Below are 19867 nucleotides of genomic sequence, written 5' to 3'. Positions count from 1 at the left end.
TTTTTATTTTAATTATTACCAGTTCTGACGGTTGCCATTTTCACCAGACATCTGTGGGATGGAACCCTCAATTATTTCAATCACTTCTAAACGAAGAGCTTCATATTGCTCCATATGCACGTCTTGCGTACCATTTTCAAATTCTTATTTCATTTTCTTTGTTTTTTTAAGTTGATACGAATCTGTTGTTGAAATAAATGACTGTTTTTTGTTTGGGTTAAAGTCTTGTTATTCAGTTATTTGTTTTGTTTGCTTTTTAATCTTTTATAAAATCAGTATATTAGAAAGATTGGGAATCATAAAAAGCTACTCGTTATTCTAATTATGATTCCCAAGAAGGAAAAGCGAAAAGAGACTTATTCTCTGCTGAGCTGTTTCAAAGTTTAGCCCCGGAAAATATCCTTAATCAGCTTTTCCGGGATATGCATACAGTATAGTTGCGTCTTCAATCAGTTTACCTCTTCCTCCCAATATAGGTCTGCCATCAGCTCGCTCTTTGACAGATCGATTTTCCCATAACCCATGATAAATCTTACCGTTATCCCTATCGTCCGAATCAGTCATAAATATATCTTTTACAAGTCCTGTTTCAGTATTGTATGTGACTCCCCAAAGAGTCGTTGCATGCCCGGTAAGTCCTAAGCCAACAATCCCATGTTCTTTTAGTCCGGTCACTACAAAATCAGAGAATTCTTTCAAACTCCGAAAGGATTTACTGCTGGCATATGTGCCTTCAGAAAAAAAAGGTTTAAAGTCTGAGAATATTTCAGGATAATAGGTCGTGAAGTATTGAGGGATTCCCCTTAAGATAGCACCCCCTCTGTTTTCAAATTCACGCATATGGAAATCTTCAAATATTGCCAGTCTTCTGGATACTGCATTTTCGCGACCTGGTATAACTCCATTTGGGGCGTCAGACGGAAGTGTTTTTCCCGCAGCAATATAGCGGTCCTGCCACCACTGAATCATATTACTTTCGGTACAAGCCCAGCATAGCTGACTATCGCCCACGCGTGACTTATTTTGATCATACCATCCCGATTCGAGACCCACTCCTTCAGCAAAAAGGACGACATCTCCCACAGGTTCAGGCTTGGGGGTCCCATCGAACCCCATCACGTAATGCGTGTTGCGCAAAAATTTAGTTCCGTCTTTCTCAATGATTTTCGATTTACCACCCTCAAACGTAATTTCAATGTGGATTTTCTTAGCGCTCAGGTCCGCAGGAAACATAGCGAAAGAGACTACCTTAGTTGCTTCCGTTGTATTATCGGTCACAGTCATGGAGAGTTCATTAGCCAAAGTGCCGGATGCCGAAACTTCAGCAGTACTAAGTGTGACGGTTGCCGTAGTAGGGAAAACGGCCTCTGTACAACTCAGTTTCACGCCCTTCACCTTGCCGGGTGCTTTAGTGATATTCAGGTTCACGATGCTCATCACCTGCTTCATGCTTGCCAAGGCATTGATGGTCGTGTTAGTGGCGGTAGCCGCACCCGCTCCTACCATAAAACTGTTGCCGATGGCACCACCCACCGTGTACATTTGCGGATTAGGCAGAGTCAAAAGAGTAGTGGCTGTTGCTGGGTTATCGCCTCCGGTAACGGTATATGGTGTTGAGTTATAGGGATAAAAAGCATAGATTGTTTTATCACCTTCTGCCCATCCGACTACCTTGCCACTAAAGGGTACGCTTTTGCCGGCAGTAGAGGTGGTCAACCTACAGTTCCCATTGCCAGCTACACTGTTCACCACTACACTGATTGCATCACCATCGCTCCAGGAGAAGTTCATCGTACTGCCGTCATCAGTATAGTCCGCACGAGTTTGCGGTCCGGAGGCCTGCATGTCCATCGTTATCTGTTGGCCTACCTGCACATTGGTATCCTCCATCATGTCTTTGTTGCACCCGGTCATTCCGAGCATACATAAAGCGGCTCCTGCCGCAAAGAGTTTTGTTTTCATTCTCGTTTTTTTACTTTAATTATTACCAGTCCTGGCGGCCGCCATGTTCACCCGACATCTGTAGGATGGGACCTTCGATTTCCATCTCAATCACCTCCATACGAGGAGTTTCATACTGTTCCATATGTACGTCTTGCGTACCATTTTCAAATTCTTGTTTCATTCTCTTTGTTTTTTAAAAGTTAATAAAAAAAATAAGAACCATTATTGGTTTCTTTCTATTGTAATAGTAGCAGCGCAGCTACTTGCTGCCTGATTGCGATGCGTGATCAGTATAACGGTTTTTCCAGTCATTCTCGTAGCCAGCCGCTTAAGTAATGTACGTTCTGTTTTACCATCGAGAGACGAAGTGGGCTCATCCAGCAACAAAATGCCACCTGGACGAAGTAAGCCTCGGGCAATGGCAAGTCGTTGTGCCTGTCCCTCGCTCAACCCAGCACCTCCCTCACCTAAATGGGTATCGAACCCGTCTTTCAGATCGAACACAAACTCTGCGACTGCTGCGTAAAGTACTTCCTTTAGTTCGGCTTCCGTAGCATGAGGATTACCTAACAACAGATTCTCACGTATCGTTCCGCTCAACAAGGTATTGCCTTGCGGTACATACACCAGATTGCAACGGGAAAGTGTGGAGGCAGCCACTTCTTCTGTGTCGTTATAAAGTGTAATGTACCCCTTTTCGGGAGTAAATAATGCCAGTATCAATCGAATTAGTGTACTTTTCCCGGCTCCTGTTTCCCCCACAAGGGCGGTGAAGCTCCCGGGAGTGAAATTGTATGTAAAGTTATTGATAACCTTATGAGATCCATCTGGATAACTAAAGCTGACCTCCTCCAAACGAACACCCACACTACCCGGCAGAAGTATGGGCTTACCCTGTTTTTCCGGCGGTAACGCATCAAGTTCTTCCAGCCGCTCCACCGAAGTGACTGACTGGAGGAAAGAAGGGATGTAACGGCTCAGTTCGACCACAGGACGTTGTACTTGCGCCACCAGTTGCAGGAAAGCGGTCATCATACCGAAAGTGACCGCCCCACTGAACAATCCTTGAATGCTCCATAGAAAAGTGGTAGCATATCCGATGGCAAAACCTGCTTGTACCACAGTACGTGAAAAGAGCGTAAAGTCCGTGCGGCGCATTACTTGCTGGTAAAGGGTGGTTTGCAAACCACTAAGAGCAGTAGTGGTATGTGGTATGTGCTCCAGACAGCGGATAAGCGTACGGTGTTGCAGCCCCTCTTGCACATACGATTGTATGTGCTCTTCGGTGGAACGTATTTCGCCTGTAAAGTGGCGTATGCGCCTCAGGTAGATTTTGCTTAGTAGCAATGCCACAGGCATGATACCGACCAGTATCCAGGCCAGCGAGAGGTTGAGCACTGCCAGAAAACAGAAAGCTGCCACAAGTTGTACCACGATTCCAATAACCGAGGGTAATGCTGTACACAGCACATCGGTCACGATGCGGGTATCTTCCTCCATGCGGTTGAGCATTTCGCCCGTATGGAGTTGCTTCTTATCGGCCAGTGGGCTTTCCATAATACGTGCAAAAAGGCGATGGCGAAGCGTGTTTTTCAACCGCACGGAGTTCAGTAAATCGATTCGGGAGCCTATCGCCGAACAAAAGAGCTGAACTACGATACAGCATCCCATCAATGCGGCGTAACTCCAAAGCCCACCTCCGGCTTTGAAGGTGGCGATGTCTACCAGACGCTTGCTCACCCAGACAAAGGCGAGTGAGGCACATACATATCCCATTCCTGAAATGCTGCTCAGGACAATATGGGAACGAATTCCGTTGGAAGTACCCCAAAGCCAGCTGATGCACAATGCGGTTCTCATGTCTTGAGAGGATTTAACGTATCGGTAATTACCTGTTTTATACCTATATACACGTAATTACTCCATGCGGATACGGCTTCTTTAGGACTAATGAGAAAGAGCTTTCCGAAACGATTGCTCATTCGTCTGAACGAATGCACTTTACCGGCTATATACCCTTCGGGACGCTTCATTCGTGACGGAGCGAAAAAACCGAAATTACCGTCTACCTCAATCATACTGATAACCCGTGCAGCCTGCCTTGCATAGCGATCGGTGTAGAAAGGATATTCTTCACGGGGAAGTCCCAGCATATCGACGGCAATAGGCCCGAATATTTGCCAAGGATACCATAAACCGAAAGATTTCAGATCTCTTTCCATTTCTATACGGTTTATCTCGCTACGAAAGATATGCAGGTAGCGGACCCAGTCACATAACTGCCTCAATCCGATCCCTTCTCCTTGCGAAAAGTGATGCCAGGCATGATTGAAAATATAGAGTGCGTCGAAATTTACCGGTGGAAGCGATATGGCTGTGCCTTCTATCTCGACGCTACGCAAATGGTCGTTGTGTAAATGCTTGTGAGTCCAACGCTGGAAACGGGTATTTTGGCATGGTAGAACAAGGCGTTCGGCTATGCGGTGTAACTCCACCGTTACGTCCCCGTGTTTGAAATGATAATGCTTTTCGCTTTCTATACCTTCTTTAGTCCCTGTCCACTGCCGGACGACTTCACAGGCCTTGTCGTAATCTCTTTGCCCGATATACAGATCAATATCTCCGCACATGCGGAGATAGGGTTCTATATAGTTGGTGGCAACTCCTTGCCCTTTGAGCAATACCGGGTGGATACCGTTTTGTCTGAGTAGCTTCACGGCTACAGCCAATGTCCGGTTTAGAAGAGCATGGCTACGGACAGTCACAGTTGTTACATCACGCAACCTCTTTGCAACCGATACAGGGGGGGAGCAACAACAGGGCAGCATCCCTGTTCCTGTAGCTACAAGCCCCAATACAGTTTGTCGGGCAGCATGTATAAAAATAGTTTCCCAGTCGGTCTGACCGGAAAACAATGCTACGTCTGCGGGTGTATTCCATAATCCGGCACGCAGCAATGCCAGAAATTTTTGTTGTTCGCTGTTCATTGGCCTACTCTTGTACGATTCCGATTGCTATCCACTCGCGGGCAATAGCAAAGGCATCCCTTTGAGCTATAGCTGGATCAATGCGGAAGCGTTCCGTTAGTAAAACGGCTAAATCATCTATCGAAAACACTTTGCCTTCTACCGATTGCCACAAATAGGCTGCCGTGGTATTAAGCGTGATGAGCTTGTTAAAGTCAATCTGTCCAATGCCTTCGCCTATGATGGTGGCTTGTCCCATCACCTGGCGCAGCCTGAATCCTTCTATAATTCTCATATCGATTTGTTTTTCAGTTTATTTGTTTATATATGCCCAACAGATATCTTCTGATGGGTAGTAATGCTTTCCAGACTGCTGCTTTCCTTCGTTGGGCAGGGGCGGTGCAGTCTATTATTTTTTCCCTTTTTATAATCCGGATGGCCTGTCCTGCAATGGCTTCTTCGGTACATATTTCTTTGTCGCACAGATTGCCGTCGCCCATCAGGGTGATATAGCCATGGCGCATAGCGATGATGCGGTGAAGTACATACCGGCTGTCATCCAGTGTTGCCAGTACGATGTCTCCTATCGTTAATTTCGATATGTTTGCCGCTTGCAGCACCACGCTGTCGTGTTCGCCCGTAATAAAGGGTAGCATACTGTTTCCTTTTACTTTTATGATTACGGTGTCACCCTCTTTTAGCAGGTGGATAATTTCGGGCAACAGCACATTGTTGGGTAAAGTCACTCTTTGCATTGTTTCTCCTTTCTGACCACCGATGCGCAGAGCCGGGCTGCTGCTTTATCGGGCAGGCATTCCAGCCGCAGGCAAGATACGCGGGAAATGATCTTTTGTAAGGTGCGGTCTTTTCCGTCAGCCAGTGTTTTTTCCCATGCGATGCCTGTGCTACTTGTGAACAGTGAGGCATACGACTCAATGGGGGAAAGAATTCTGATAGAGTTGGCAGGAGCTTGTTTTATTCTCACGATAGCACCGATGGGGGCGCTTTCGTTGTGGTAGCAAGATGTTTTCCCACTCCACGGACTGCCATAAGCGATGGCATTTCCTTGTGGGTCTATACGTATGACGGGATGGTCATCGTTGAGATGCTTCGTTCCACTAATGCCTTGAAGCCACAGGCGGCTATGGGTACTCTTTCCTGTGCCGCTACGCCCTAGGAAGAGATAGGCTTTGCCCTCATTCACCACTGCCGAGGCATGCATCAATAGTGTGTCCAGAGAGGTGGTGGAAAGCATGTAGCAAAGCATCAAGGCACTGTTCAAACCGTATAACCGCTGCATGTCATGGCCCGAAAGGTTTACTTCGGCTGTGTGGAAATCATCGCTTATTTGTAATCGGCTGTTCAGTTTGTTGGTAAAAGGAGTGCGCATTTCGAATAGGTAGCCACAAGTAGTACGATACACATCCAGCTTTGCTTCTTCTTCTCTTAGGTTGGAATCTCTGAGAATAAGGTCTGCTTCTTTTGGGGAGATAAAGTCGCCTACCGTTAATACGAAAAGAACTTGGCGGTCTGGCAATATCTCGAACGGAGAATAAGCAGGAGCCATGCCCTGCCATACATTTTCACTCTCCGCCATCGTTATGCGGAAAGTGTGCCCGGCCACTGTATAAAATTTTGTTTTATTCATGATGCGGGGAATTTAAACACAAGATCTCCCCCAAACAAAATTATTCCTCTTTTTAGTGTGGGTGGGGGAGAATGTTCTAATTTAATGATTTCCAGGTATATTATTAGCATAAATATATCGGTGTGTGAATATAGAGAACTTTGTAATGTCCAAATTCTCAGGTATAAAAATAACAGCAATGTTCACTTTTTCCGTTCCGCCCAATCTGCTTTAAAAACGGACGGCTTCTTCTTGATGTTTTTAACGTTTATGTTACACATTGCATGAATTTACCACTAATATGGTACTTTTGCATGGGGTACAAAACTAATTGAATGTCCTAATCGCTCCAAGTATTTAAATAAAAATTCAATATTTTTATGAATCAGTAGTTACATTTTGATTCTCGGTTTTAAAGATAAAATAAATGCAATGGTAATTTTATTCATTGTATGTACTAAAGGTTAGGTTGTTGATCTGCCCCTCATCACCCTTGTACTGTTTAAATAGGGGAGACAATCCTGACTGACAGAAATCATACGTTTTAAAGAGCCCATGCCCTGAATGCTTTTTGTTGCAAGCATGGGTAATGAAAATTTATATATGTAAATATTTTACCTTTTCTTTCCTCCTCCACTCTCTTTTTATACTTCTGGAACGATTTCATGAAAGTATCTTCATGCTTTTCATCTATATGATATTTTTGCATCATGCTGTGTAGTTCAGTTTTTAGCATAATTTCTATCTCCTCTTCGATGATGACTATACTATCATGTCCCAGATATTTGTATGTTTCCGGATCCTTTTCATATCTTGGGTCTGGAATGACAAGCGTAAAATTACCGTTTTCTTTCCATGAAACATTTTGTGGATGTCTGACTGTGAGGTTTTTGATTGCAGGTACAAGACAAAAGTTTCTCTATTTCCAGGCATTTAGGATGTTCTTCATATTTCTTTAGTATGTTTAATGGAGTATTTGCTTTAATATCAGTCTTTTCTCTTTTCTTTTGTATCCACTGATTGCCTTCGCTGTCAGCCATAATATGGCTTGGTTTCGGGTTAAATACATTTATGAAAGCTAATTCTGTGAAATAACAGGAAACAAAGATATCCCGATAAACCAGTAGCCGCTCTATCTCAAATTCTTTTTATAGATTTTGATGATTTTGTTAGGCGTTAACGTGTCTTTCTCTACAATTACCTCTGTATTCTTTATATTAGCAATAGGATTCACCAGAATCCAGGCATTATCTAATCCTATCTGCCATAATCCCGTATTACCATGCGCCTTGATCCGCTCTAATCCCATTTATTTTCCTATTCTTGGAAATGAAAAATCCCTGAACTTCTTTGAAATTCAAGGATTTACATCGTTTTTTTTCTTAAAAAGTGGTGCCACCAGGAATCGAACCGGGGACACAAGGATTTTCAGTCCTTTGCTCTACCAACTGAGCTATGGCACCTTTCTTGTTTGCGGTTGCAAAGGTAGTGAAAGTTTTTAATTCTGCAAATCTTAGCACAATAAAAAACACTGATAAAAAGCTATATTGCTTATTATCAGTGTTCTTATTACTGAACTTTTTTATTTATTCTCTTGTAGCGGATTCCATCCCTGAGCTTTTAGCTCGAATTCCTGGCCATCGCGTGTGATAAGTGCACAGCCTAATTCGGGCTTTGTGATGTGACCGATCAAACGAACACCTTCCATTTCCGATATCTTTTCGTGATCGGCAATAGGAACGGTGAAAAGCAGTTCATAATCTTCACCGCCATTCATGGCACATGTGGTGAGATTCATGTTGAACTCTTCTGCCATAACAGCTGTTTGATAATCAATGGGGATGTGTTCCTCGTAGACGCGGCAACCTGCCTTACTTTGAGTGCAAATATGCAATAGTTCCGAGGAAAGACCGTCAGAAATGTCCATCATTGAAGTCGGGACGATATTTGCAGTAGCCAGTTTCTCAATAATGTCTTTGCGGGCTTCGGGTTTGAGCTGACGTTCCAACAAATACTCTTTTCCGGAGAAATCCGGCTGAGCATCCTGTTCACCTTTAAAGACCGCTTTTTCACGCTCTAACAGTTGCAACCCCATATAGGCCGCACCTAAGTCACCACTGACGCAAATCAGATCGGTGTCCTTAGCACCGTTGCGGTAAACTACTTTATCCTTATCTGACTCACCAATGCAGGTGATGCTGATTGCAAATCCTGTCAAGGAAGAAGTAGTGTCACCACCTACGATATCCACCTTGTATTGCTGACACGCCAAACGGAGACCGGCATAAAATTCATCCATATCTTCCACGCTGAAGCGTTTGGAGAGGGCAAGTGAAACTGTGATCTGCTTCGGTGTCCCGTTCATCGCATAGATGTCGGAGAAGTTGACAACAGCGGCTTTGTAACCCAAATGTTTCAACGGTGTGTAAGTCAAGTCAAAATGTACCCCTTCCATTAACAGGTCGGTGGTGACCAATACCTGCTTATCGGCAGGATAGGAGAGGACGGCGGCATCGTCACCCACACCATATTTGCTCGATTCGTTTTCTAATTTAATTCCTTCGGTGAGGTGCTTGATCAGACCGAACTCACCCAAGGTTGCTATTTCTGTTCTCATATATCTTAGTTTATGAAAAAAAGTATCTATGCACGGTTTATCAGCTCACGCATAATGGTGGTCATTTTCGGTTGGGCAGCGTCGGCTGCTTTCTGAACCTCTTCGTGTGATACTTCTACAATCTTGCCTTCTACTCCGAGATCAGTCACTACTGATATACCGAATACCTTAATGCCACAATGGTTGGCAACAATTACTTCGGGGACAGTAGACATACCTACTGCATCGGCACCCAAGATATGAAACAACTTGTATTCAGCCGGTGTTTCGAATGTTGGACCCTGTGTACCGATGTATATGCCATGTTGCACTTTAATACCTTTTTCTGCTGCAATAGCATCTGCCTTGCGTATCAGTTCTTTGTCGTAGGCTTCACTCATATCCGGAAAACGCGGCCCATACGGAATGTTTTTACCCCGTAGGGGATGTTCGGGGAAATAATTTATGTGGTCGGTAATAATCATCAGATCTCCGATTTCGAAGTCGGGATTAGTACCGCCACTGGCATTGGATACAAATAAAGTTTTGATGCCCAGCTCACGCATCACACGTACCGGGAAAGTCACTTCTTTCATGGAGTACCCCTCGTAGTAATGGAAGCGGCCTTGCATCGCCATGATTTCTTTATTGCCGAGTTTACCGAAAATCAGTTTTCCGCTGTGCCCTTCTACGGTAGACACAGGAAAGTTGGGAATATCCTCATACTTTATTTCATACTTTTCAGTAATTTCGTTTGCCAAACTGCCAAGTCCGGTTCCCAGAATGATTGCTGTCTCAGGGCTTGTGTGCATCTTCCCTTTCAGGAAGGCTGCCGTTTCTTGTATTTTCTCTAACATAGCCAATAATGTGTTGGTTAAAATTATCTTGTTGATTTTGTAATATTTCTACTTCGATGGGCAGGGCATAAATAAATGGTTTTAGTTCTGCATCCAGTGCCCGATGGTCTATCAGACGGGTGGCATCTTTCTCGGTAGTGATAATCAGACGCCGTCCTTCTTTCAAATTACCGAACTTCTCTTTAATTAGCGACATGTCTCGCTGGCTGAAGCTATGGTGATCGTCAAAAGCGAGTAGGTCGATGTTCCGTGTATACATTTCCAGTTCCCGGATGATAGCATCCGGAGACGCGATTCCGGTTATCACTAGTATCTGTTCATCTGCTTGCAAGGACGATAGTTCCCTTTCTCTTACGGCAGTACAAACAGGAAAGACCGCTTGTAATTTGCCGTATCGGAATGACGAGAAATAAAGTTGTTGATAGGGGAATAGATTCAACCGTTTTGCGATGATATTATGATCGATAGGCTTGATATCCGGCGGACATTTGGTTACAATGACTATTTGTGCCCTGTTTTTCCCCCGGGTAGATTCCCGTAAACGTCCGGCAGGCATTAAAGCATCGTCACAGAACAGGCGATGATAATCTGTCAGAAGAATATTCAGTCCCGCTTTCACATATCGGTGTTGGAATGCATCATCCAGTAAGATAACTTCGATAGAAGGCTCTTGCAATGTGAGCAATTTTTCGATACCATGACAACGGTCTTCGTCCACTGCAACTCGTATGTCGGAAAACTTCGATTTTATTTGATAGGGTTCGTCACCAATGCTACGAGCATTGCTCTCTGCTGTTGAAAGTATGAATCCTTTCGTATGGCGCTTGTATCCACGGCTCAGTACGGCTACCCGGAAGTTGCGATGGAGCAGCTTTATCAGATACTCTGTGTGCGGTGTTTTGCCTGTGCCGCCCACGGCGATATTCCCGATACAAATCACGGGAATGTCAAAACTCTTTGACTGAAGTTTACCCCAGTCAAAGAGTTTATTTCTCAGTGCTACTCCCATTCCATAGAGCCATGAAACGGGATATAGCCATTTATGTATCTTAATAGAGCTTTCTTCCATGTAGTTCGCTATTTCACATTCAGTTCAAACGGGACACGTGCCTGAATCATGGCGCGTTCTTTTATATTTCTTAATAGATTGAAATCCTTGTAATAGTCTCCTAACTGGCTTTTCAGCACTTGGGATTCTACATAGTTATTGGGTTGGACATCGAGTAATGTGGATAGAATATCCTTTTTGGTAGGATAAGATACAATGGTATAGCCTTTCAATTCGGCTTTCCGTGCTGCAATTTCCAGTGCTTTGTCGATTCCACCCAGTTCGTCTACCAGTCCGATTCCTTTGGCCATTTCTCCGGTCCATACGCGTCCTTCAGCTATTTTTTCAATACCTTCTTTGGTCATATGGCGACCTTCGGCACAACGACTTACAAACAGGTTATATCCCTGGCTGATCATCATTTGCAGTAATGCTCTTTCATCACCGTTCACAGGACGCATCAGGTTACCGAAATCTGAAAATTTATTGGTTTTTACCACGTCAAATGTTAGTCCGATCTTTTCCGTCAATCCTTTGACGTTCGGGATCATGCCGAAAATTCCGATAGAACCGGTTAAGGTAGTTGGCTCGGCTATGATGCTGTCGGCTGCGCAAGAGATGTAATATCCGCCGGATGCGGCATAGTCACCCATCGAAACAATTACTGGTTTGTTAGCTTTTAATTCTTTTACGGCATGCCAGATCTGTTCGGATGCAAATGCGCTTCCTCCCGGAGAATTAACACGCAGTACGACTGCCTTTACGTTATCATCCTCTTTTAGCTTACGCAGGTCACGAATCATTTTGCTCCCTACAATTCCTTCGTCGGATGTCGCCGATCCGTCATAGTCAGTTATTTCACCGGATGCATAGTAGACAGCCAGAATATCACCGCTTTTATCTTTAGGTACACTCTTTTTGATGTTGATCATATCATCGAGCCCTAATATCGGCAGGCGGTCGTCTTCGTTGATTTTTACAAGTGTTTTCAGATAGCTGCGTACGTTATTCTGATAAATCAGGGTATCGGCCAATCCGCATTTCACGCTTTCGTCCGATGGGTAAAACATAAGCATGCGATCTGCATACGCATTCAGTGAGTCTTTTTCTATTTTGCGTGAAGCCGAAACACCATCCAGTATTTGGTTCCAGGTTGAACCGATGAATGCCGTAACTTGCTCTTTATTGGCCGGAGACATTTCGGTTGAAGTGAACGGTTCTACAGCCGATTTGTAAGTACCTACCTTGAATACCTGCATTTCAATTCCCAATTTCTGTAATAGGTCTTTGTAGAAAATGGGAGCTGAAGCGAGTCCTCGCCATTCAATCATGCCTTTAGGGTTAAGCATTACTTTGTCGGCAACACTCGATAGGTAATAAAGCCCCTGCGTATAATTGTCACTGTATGCTACAACGAATTTGCCACTTTCCTTGAAATCTTCCAAAGCGGTCCGTATTGCCTGTAATGAGGCATAAGGGGCATCCAGCCATGAAGCCTGTATATAAATGCCTTTTATATTATCATTTTCTTTAGCTTTTTTGATTGAAGCTAATATGTCGTCCAGTCCGTATGTGTTGCCCGCTTCACCGGTGAATTTTCCCAATAGCCCTTCTAAACTCTCTTGAGTGCGCTCTACCAATGTGCCTTTTAAGTCGAGCATCATTACGGAATTTTTTTTCACTACTGTTTCGGTATCCGATGACGAAATGATGCCGACAAGCGTCGCAATTCCGATGATAAACAAAACAATGCCCGATAGTACGATACCGGTCAATGTAGCAAGCGTAAATTTAAAGAAATCTTTCATTGTACATATTGTTTTTATGCCAGCTTTTTTAAAGCTAACAAAGATAAATAATTGAGTTGAAATTCATCCCATAAGTCGCATAGTTTTTTGTTTTGTCACGGTTGGAGTGCATAAAATATGATTATTTAGGTATGTCTGCGGAGTAGAGGAAAGGTGATTATTACAGTGAGGAGTAACAATAAAAAGAGGAAACTACCCCGGACGGAGTATTCCCTCTTTCCATTCTTGAAGAAACCATTATTTATTTCTTAAGAAACGATTCTTTCATTCTGGCAATATCAGTCAGATAATCCTGTAAGTCCTGTTCATGTTCTTCTTCTTCAGCCAGGATATGTTTGGCGATGTCACATGTGGTGTAATCTTTACCGTTTGTAAAGTTGGCAATCTCCTGATAACGGAGAATGGCGCAACGCTCTGAAGAAACGTTTTGGTTCAGTAGGCTGACAGAGTCGAATGCTGTTGGAGAATCGTATTTGCAGCGGGCCAGTTCAAACCATTTTTTCGGATCGAGTACCGGAACACCTTCCAATTCGATGATTCGGTCTGCTATCAATTGTGCGTGGTGACGTTCTTCTTCAGCATGTTCTTCGAACTCACCTTGTACGTCTGCGCGCATAGCACCTTCCACTACCAATGCACCTACCCAATATTGATAGTATGCCAACCATTCTTCAGATAATGCAGCATTCAGCTGATCAATCAAACTTTTTACATCGAGCTTTCCTTGCAGGATTTTTACACTTTCTTTAGCCATAATTCTTTTGGTTTAGGTTATAAAAATTAAGTTGGTTAAGTAACATGGGGCAGGGGATTTTGTTTCCTGAAAGGGTGATTTTAACAGGAAGACATTTGCTTTAGGGATATTTGAAGACGTGCTTTCTTTTTATGTCCGATTCTTAATCTATGATCCAATCTTTGATACTTTCTTTCTTTAACTTGTGCCTGTCCTGCTATTCTCTTGTCTTTTGTAATTGCACTCCTCCCGCTTCCGCTCCAAACCTTACTTTTGAAAATCCGCTGCACCCATACTTGTTCTAATCGCAACTATCCCTTTCGGCCCACTACTTATCTCTTTTTCTAAAAAATAACCCCTTGTCTCTCTATTGTATTCATTCTCAATCCTTTTCTCTCTTTCGTTTCTTCTCCTCCCGTCACTTGATTTAACAGGGAGTTAAATCAAGCCTTTTGTCTTCAAATAACAAGTCTTTTCGAAGCAAAAGCTTTGTTATTTCCGCCCCTGAAATAAATGTCTCCCCAACTGCATTAACAATGTTAACGTTTGGATTCCGTTCAATTCCCATTCAATTCCCGTCAAAATCCCGCCGTATTTTCTGTTTAACTCCCGTTTAAATTCCGTCAAGCTCCCGTTAAATCCCCTATTTTTCTCCGCAATTCCACCCCAAAACACTCGTTCTCCTCCCTTTCGTAGCACATATCCTTTCCTTTATCTCCTGAAAATTCCCCCTCTATATATTATAATAATGTGTCCCCTTGGCCCTCCCTTTTTCCTTCTTTTAAAAGTATGCTCTAAAACCTACCTCTCCCTCAGCCATTTACATCTGAATTTATATTTTTATTCAAAAAAACTTCCTTATATATTTGCCTTGTATTGGTAAATCGCGTACTTTTGCACCCGCTTTCCAAGAGAGGGAGAGCCGATTGAAATTGACATGTTGCAGCCGCGTATTGATTGCCTTAACGAACAACAAAAATAATTTCCTTTTTCTTTGGAGTTTAATATTAAAATTCGTTATCTTTGCAGTCCGATTCGCGATAAAAGGCGTTTATTCCGGTGCCTTTCCCTTTCGCTAAGAGAGCCAGAGAACAGACCGGGAGAACATTTTAAAAAAAAACTTCCAAAACATTTGGTGTTTTAAAATAAACCTTTTACCTTTGCACCCGCTTTTGAAACGAAGCACAATCGAAAAGAAGAGTTCTTTGAAAAATTGATAAACAATACAAGTAGTACAAGTAAATTTAGAACCGTCAATACTTATTATATAGGTATATGAAAAAATGACCGTCAATAAATTTTCGACATCCTGAACAGAGCTAATATTGTCCCTTATTGGGATATATAACAATACTTTTACAATGAAGAGTTTGATCCTGGCTCAGGATGAACGCTAGCTACAGGCTTAACACATGCAAGTCGAGGGGCATCAGGAAGAAAGCTTGCTTTCTTTGCTGGCGACCGGCGCACGGGTGAGTAACACGTATCCAACCTGCCCTTTACTCGGGGATAGCCTTTCGAAAGAAAGATTAATACCCGATGGGATAATTATTCCGCATGGTTTGATTATTAAAGGATTCCGGTAAAGGATGGGGATGCGTTCCATTAGGTTGTTGGTGAGGTAACGGCTCACCAAGCCTTCGATGGATAGGGGTTCTGAGAGGAAGGTCCCCCACATTGGAACTGAGACACGGTCCAAACTCCTACGGGAGGCAGCAGTGAGGAATATTGGTCAATGGGCGCGAGCCTGAACCAGCCAAGTAGCGTGAAGGATGACTGCCCTATGGGTTGTAAACTTCTTTTATATTAGAATAAAGTGCAGTATGTATACTGTTTTGTATGTATAATATGAATAAGGATCGGCTAACTCCGTGCCAGCAGCCGCGGTAATACGGAGGATCCGAGCGTTATCCGGATTTATTGGGTTTAAAGGGAGCGTAGGTGGACTGGTAAGTCAGTTGTGAAAGTTTGCGGCTCAACCGTAAAATTGCAGTTGATACTGTCAGTCTTGAGTACAGTAGAGGTGGGCGGAATTCGTGGTGTAGCGGTGAAATGCTTAGATATCACGAAGAACTCCGATTGCGAAGGCAGCTCACTGGACTGCAACTGACACTGATGCTCGAAAGTGTGGGTATCAAACAGGATTAGATACCCTGGTAGTCCACACAGTAAACGATGAATACTCGCTGTTTGCGATATACAGTAAGCGGCCAAGCGAAAGCATTAAGTATTCCACCTGGGGAGTACGCCGGCAACGGTGAAACTCAAAGGAATTGACGGGGGCCCGCACAAGCGGAGGAACATGTGGTTTAATTCGATGATACGCGAGGAACCTTACCCGGGCTTAAATTGCAGTGGAATGATGTGGAAACATGTCAGTGAGCAATCACCGCTGTGAAGGTGCTGCATGGTTGTCGTCAGCTCGTGCCGTGAGGTGTCGGCTTAAGTGCCATAACGAGCGCAACCCTTATCTTCAGTTACTAACAGGTCATGCTGAGGACTCTGGAGAGACTGCCGTCGTAAGATGTGAGGAAGGTGGGGATGACGTCAAATCAGCACGGCCCTTACGTCCGGGGCTACACACGTGTTACAATGGGGGGTACAGAAGGCAGCTACCTGGTGACAGGATGCTAATCCCAAAAGCCTCTCTCAGTTCGGATCGAAGTCTGCAACCCGACTTCGTGAAGCTGGATTCGCTAGTAATCGCGCATCAGCCACGGCGCGGTGAATACGTTCCCGGGCCTTGTACACACCGCCCGTCAAGCCATGGGAGCCGGGGGTACCTGAAGTACGTAACCGCAAGGAGCGTCCTAGGGTAAAACTGGTGACTGGGGCTAAGTCGTAACAAGGTAGCCGTACCGGAAGGTGCGGCTGGAACACCTCCTTTCTGGAGCGATGTTGAAAACGACGTTCATCGGTTCTAAAATTGTACTACTGGTACTTGTTTATTTATAGAATATAGATCGACCGTCTATAGCAATATAGATAGAGATAAACAAGAGAAAACAGAAGCCGAGTCTAAAGACAGGACACGGTTGAACTAGTCCTATAGCTCAGTTGGTTAGAGCGCTACACTGATAATGTAGAGGTCGGCAGTTCAACTCTGCCTGGGACTACCAAGACGAGATTGATATCTTGTATGATTGGGGGATTAGCTCAGCTGGCTAGAGCATCTGCCTTGCACGCAGAGGGTCAACGGTTCGAATCCGTTATTCTCCACCATTGATACTCTGGCAACACAAGTTGCCGAATGTTATCATACGATCTTTGACATGATGTACAAAAAAAAGTAAATTTAGTAAGAGCTAAAAGTATATATCGAACCATTTGGTTCAGATCCTTTTTAAGAAAAGGAGATGACCCTGGCGATAAAAGAAAGTAAATAAGGGCGCATGGCGGATGCCTTGGCTCTCGGAGGCGATGAAGGACGTGATAAGCTGCGATAAGCTTCGGGTAGGTGCAAATAACCTTTGATCCGAAGATTTCCGAATGGGACAACCCGGCATTCTGAAGGAATGTCATCCAACCAAGTTGGAGGCTAACGCAGGGAACTGAAACATCTTAGTACCTGCAGGAAAAGAAAATAAATAATGATTCCCCTAGTAGTGGCGAGCGAACGGGGAATAGCCCAAACCACCCATGTTACGGCATGTGTGGGGTTGTAGGACCACGCTCTCGCAAGAAAGTTATTGAGAAGAAGCGACTGGAAAGTCGCGCCATAGACGGTGATAGCCCGGTATTCTAAGGTAACTGAAGCGTAGTGGTATCCTGAGTAGCGCGGAGCACGAGGAATTCTGCGTGAACCAGCCGGGACCATCCGGTAAGGCTAAATACTCCCGAGAGACCGATAGCGAACCAGTACTGTGAAGGAAAGGTGAAAAGCACTTCGAATAGAAGAGTGAAATAGTCCCTGAAACCATGCGCCTACAAGCGGTCGGAGCAGCTTATGCTGTGACGGCGTGCCTTTTGCATAATGAACCTACGAGTTACTTTTTCCGGCAAGGTTAAGCATCTTGAGATGTGGATCCGAAGCGAAAGCGAGTCTGAACAGGGCGGATAGTCGGAAGGAGTAGACGCGAAACCAAGTGATCTACCCTTGGGCAGGTTGAAGGTTAGGTAACACTAACTGGAGGACCGAACCGATAAGCGTTGAAAAGCTTCCGGATGACCTGAGGGTGGGGGTGAAAGGCTAATCAAACTTGGAGATAGCTCGTACTCCCCGAAATGCATTTAGGTGCAGCCTTGAGAATTACTAATGTGAGGTAGAGCGACTGATAAGATGCGAGGGCTTCACCGCCTATCAAGTCTTGATAAACTCCGAATGCGCATTAGTTCGATCTCAGGAGTGAGGGCATGGGTGCTAAGGTCCATGTCCTAAAGGAGAAGAATCCAGACCATCAGCTAAGGTCCCCAAATAAACACTAAGTTGAACTAACGAAGTCAGATTGCTAAGACAGCTAGGATGTTGGCTTGGAAGCAGCCATTCATTTAAAGAGTGCGTAACAGCTCACTAGTCGAGGAGTTTGGCGTGGATAATAATCGGGCATTAAGTGTTTTACCGAAGCTATGGGATACGTAAGTATCGGTAGGGGAGCATTCCACTCTGCGTTGAAGGCGAAGCGTGAGCTTTACTGGAGCGTGTGGAAAAGCAAATGTAGGTATAAGTAACGATAAAGGGGGTGAGAAACCCCCTCGCCGCAAGACTAAGGTTTCCTGATCAACGCTAATCGGATCAGGGTTAGTCGGGTCCTAAGGCTCAGCCGAACGGTGATGCCGATGGCAGAACAGGTTAATATTCCTGTACTAGCATTAAGAGTGACGTGGAGACGGAGGAGTGACAACGCCGCGGACTGACGGAATAGTCCGTTAAAGGGTGTAGATGTTGATTGTCCCAGGCAAATCCGGGATAAGAGTCGAACCTGATAGTATACCAATTTCCTCGGAAAACGGTAATAGTGCGTGTAAACATACTCCCAAGAAAATCCGCTAAACTTAATCTTAATGGTACCCGTACCGCAAACGGACACACGTAGTCGGGTTGAATATACTCAGGCGCTTGAGTGAATCACGGTTAAGGAACTAGGCAAATTGACCCTGTAACTTCGGGATAAAGGGTCCCTACCCGGTGACGGGAGGGCGCAGAGAATAGGTCCAGGCAACTGTTTAACAAAAACACAGGGCTGTGCAAAATTGAAAGATCACGTATACAGCCTGACACCTGCCCGGTGCTGGAAGGTTAAGAGGAGATGTCATCGCAAGAGAAGCATTGAATTGAAGCCCCAGTAAACGGCGGCCGTAACTATAACGGTCCTAAGGTAGCGAAATTCCTTGTCGGGTAAGTTCCGACCTGCACGAATGGTGTAATGATCTGGACACTGTCTCAACCGTGAGCTCAGTGAAATTGTAGTATCGGTGAAGATGCCGATTACCCGCGATGGGACGAAAAGACCCCGTGAACCTTTACTATAGCTTAACATTGAATTTGGGTAATTGATGTGTAGGATAGGCCGGAGACTTTGAAGCAGGTACGCCAGTATTTGTGGAGTCGCTGTTGAAATACGGCCCTTTGATTATTTGAGTTCTAACTCGCAGTCGCGAGGACACTGTTTGGTGGGTAGTTTGACTGGGGTGGTCGCCTCCAAAAGTGTAACGGAGGCTTCTAAAGGTGCCCTCACGCCGATTGGTAACCGGCGGCAGAGTGTAATGGCATAAGGGCGCTTGACTGGGAGACTTACAAGTCGATCAGGTAGGAAACTAGAGCATAGTGATCCGGTGTTTCCGTATGGAAGGGACATCGCTCAAAGGATAAAAGGTACTCCGGGGATAACAGGCTGATCCCTCCCAAGAGCTCATATCGACGGAGGGGTTTGGCACCTCGATGTCGGCTCGTCACATCCTGGGGCTGGAGAAGGTCCCAAGGGTTGGGCTGTTCGCCCATTAAAGTGGCACGCGAGCTGGGTTCAGAACGTCGTGAGACAGTTCGGTCTCTATCTATCGTGGGCGCATGAAATTTGCGTGGCTCTGACACTAGTACGAGAGGACCGTGTTGGACTGACCTCTGGTTTACCGGTTGTGCCGCCAGGTGCATTGCCGGGTATCTAAGTCGGGATTGGATAAGTGCTGAAAGCATCTAAGTACGAAGCCAGCCACAAGATTAGATTTCTTTTAGGGTCGTTGTAGACTACAACGTTGATAGGACGCAGGTGTACAGGTGGTAACATCACAGCCGAGCGTTACTAATTGCCCGATGACTTTCTTTTATTGTCTTTTATGGTTTATATATCCGTT

The 19867-nt window shown here is 44.7% G+C and carries 13 protein-coding genes, 3 tRNA genes and 2 rRNA genes; 4 read left to right on the top strand and 14 right to left on the bottom strand.

Translation table 11 applies throughout. The annotated features are described in order from the left end of the window. Positions 1–402 precede the first annotated feature (402 nt). The 14 genes from G7Y45_RS18235 to G7Y45_RS18170 form a co-directional block, all read right to left on the bottom strand. A complete protein-coding gene (locus tag G7Y45_RS18235; RefSeq protein WP_165016714.1) occupies positions 403–1962 on the bottom strand; it encodes an IdeS/Mac family cysteine endopeptidase in 1560 nt (519 codons plus the stop codon). A 22-nt stretch (positions 1963–1984) separates the two neighbouring features. Beyond that, entirely contained in the window at positions 1985–2125 is a 141-nt protein-coding gene (locus tag G7Y45_RS18230; protein ID WP_005782564.1) for a hypothetical protein, read from the bottom strand. Positions 2126–2166: 41 nt separating this feature from the next. Then, positions 2167–3804, bottom strand: a complete 1638-nt coding sequence (locus G7Y45_RS18225; RefSeq protein ID WP_165016717.1) for an ABC transporter ATP-binding protein — start codon at positions 3802–3804, stop codon at positions 2167–2169. Continuing rightward, positions 3801–4931: a nucleotidyltransferase family protein gene (locus G7Y45_RS18220; RefSeq protein WP_165016720.1), complete on the bottom strand. Its 1131-nt coding sequence runs from the start codon at positions 4929–4931 to the stop codon at positions 3801–3803. Before G7Y45_RS18220 ends, G7Y45_RS18225 begins: the two co-directional genes overlap by 4 nt. Before the next feature lie 4 nt (positions 4932–4935). Next, complete coding sequence (locus G7Y45_RS18215) at positions 4936–5205, bottom strand: PqqD family protein (RefSeq protein ID WP_022011344.1); 270 nt, start codon at positions 5203–5205, stop codon at positions 4936–4938. Between the two features lie 13 nt (positions 5206–5218). Then, positions 5219–5665 (bottom strand): S24/S26 family peptidase, encoded by a 447-nt coding sequence (locus tag G7Y45_RS18210; protein ID WP_165016723.1) that lies wholly within the window; start codon positions 5663–5665, stop codon positions 5219–5221. Continuing rightward, positions 5653–6558 (bottom strand): hypothetical protein, encoded by a 906-nt coding sequence (locus G7Y45_RS18205; protein ID WP_165016725.1) that lies wholly within the window; start codon positions 6556–6558, stop codon positions 5653–5655. The genes G7Y45_RS18210 and G7Y45_RS18205 overlap by 13 nt, the downstream gene beginning before the upstream one ends. A 1111-nt stretch (positions 6559–7669) precedes the next feature. Continuing rightward, positions 7670–7846, bottom strand: a complete 177-nt coding sequence (locus G7Y45_RS18200; RefSeq protein ID WP_158298301.1) for a hypothetical protein — start codon at positions 7844–7846, stop codon at positions 7670–7672. 81 nt (positions 7847–7927) lie between these two features. Further along, a tRNA-Phe gene (locus G7Y45_RS18195) sits at positions 7928–8000 on the bottom strand. A gap of 119 nt (positions 8001–8119) precedes the next feature. Continuing rightward, a complete protein-coding gene (thiL, locus tag G7Y45_RS18190; protein WP_005782550.1) occupies positions 8120–9154 on the bottom strand; it encodes a thiamine-phosphate kinase in 1035 nt (344 codons plus the stop codon). A 26-nt stretch (positions 9155–9180) separates the two neighbouring features. Then, positions 9181–9990, bottom strand: a complete 810-nt coding sequence (locus G7Y45_RS18185) for a purine-nucleoside phosphorylase (protein ID WP_005782547.1) — start codon at positions 9988–9990, stop codon at positions 9181–9183. Continuing rightward, positions 9929–11059, bottom strand: coding sequence for a tetraacyldisaccharide 4'-kinase (gene lpxK, locus G7Y45_RS18180; RefSeq protein ID WP_005821381.1), 1131 nt, complete (start codon positions 11057–11059; stop codon positions 9929–9931). Before lpxK ends, G7Y45_RS18185 begins: the two co-directional genes overlap by 62 nt. An 8-nt stretch (positions 11060–11067) precedes the next feature. Next, on the bottom strand, positions 11068–12846 hold the full coding sequence (sppA, locus tag G7Y45_RS18175; protein ID WP_165016728.1) for a signal peptide peptidase SppA: 1779 nt from the start codon (positions 12844–12846) through the stop codon (positions 11068–11070). 241 nt (positions 12847–13087) lie between these two features. After that, positions 13088–13600, bottom strand: a complete 513-nt coding sequence (locus tag G7Y45_RS18170) for a ferritin-like domain-containing protein (protein WP_005782541.1) — start codon at positions 13598–13600, stop codon at positions 13088–13090. A 1337-nt stretch (positions 13601–14937) separates the two neighbouring features. Here G7Y45_RS18170 and G7Y45_RS18165 point away from each other — a divergent pair. From G7Y45_RS18165 to G7Y45_RS18150, 4 genes are all read left to right on the top strand, one after another. Beyond that, positions 14938–16466 (top strand): 16S ribosomal RNA (locus G7Y45_RS18165). Positions 16467–16621: 155 nt separating this feature from the next. Then, positions 16622–16698 (top strand) — tRNA-Ile (locus G7Y45_RS18160). A 26-nt stretch (positions 16699–16724) separates the two neighbouring features. Continuing rightward, positions 16725–16801: transfer RNA gene (locus tag G7Y45_RS18155), tRNA-Ala, on the top strand. 150 nt (positions 16802–16951) lie between these two features. Then, positions 16952–19839: ribosomal RNA gene (locus G7Y45_RS18150) — 23S ribosomal RNA — on the top strand. The 16S and 23S rRNA genes sit together here with 2 tRNA genes alongside, the layout of an rRNA operon. Positions 19840–19867: the final 28 nt, after the last annotated feature.

The sequence above is a fragment of the Bacteroides sp. ZJ-18 genome (assembly GCF_011038705.2).
GTDB lineage: Bacteria > Bacteroidota > Bacteroidia > Bacteroidales > Bacteroidaceae > Bacteroides > Bacteroides hominis.
The sequence above is the reverse complement of the archived record's forward strand: the minus strand, read 5'-3'. Positions and strand labels throughout refer to the sequence as shown.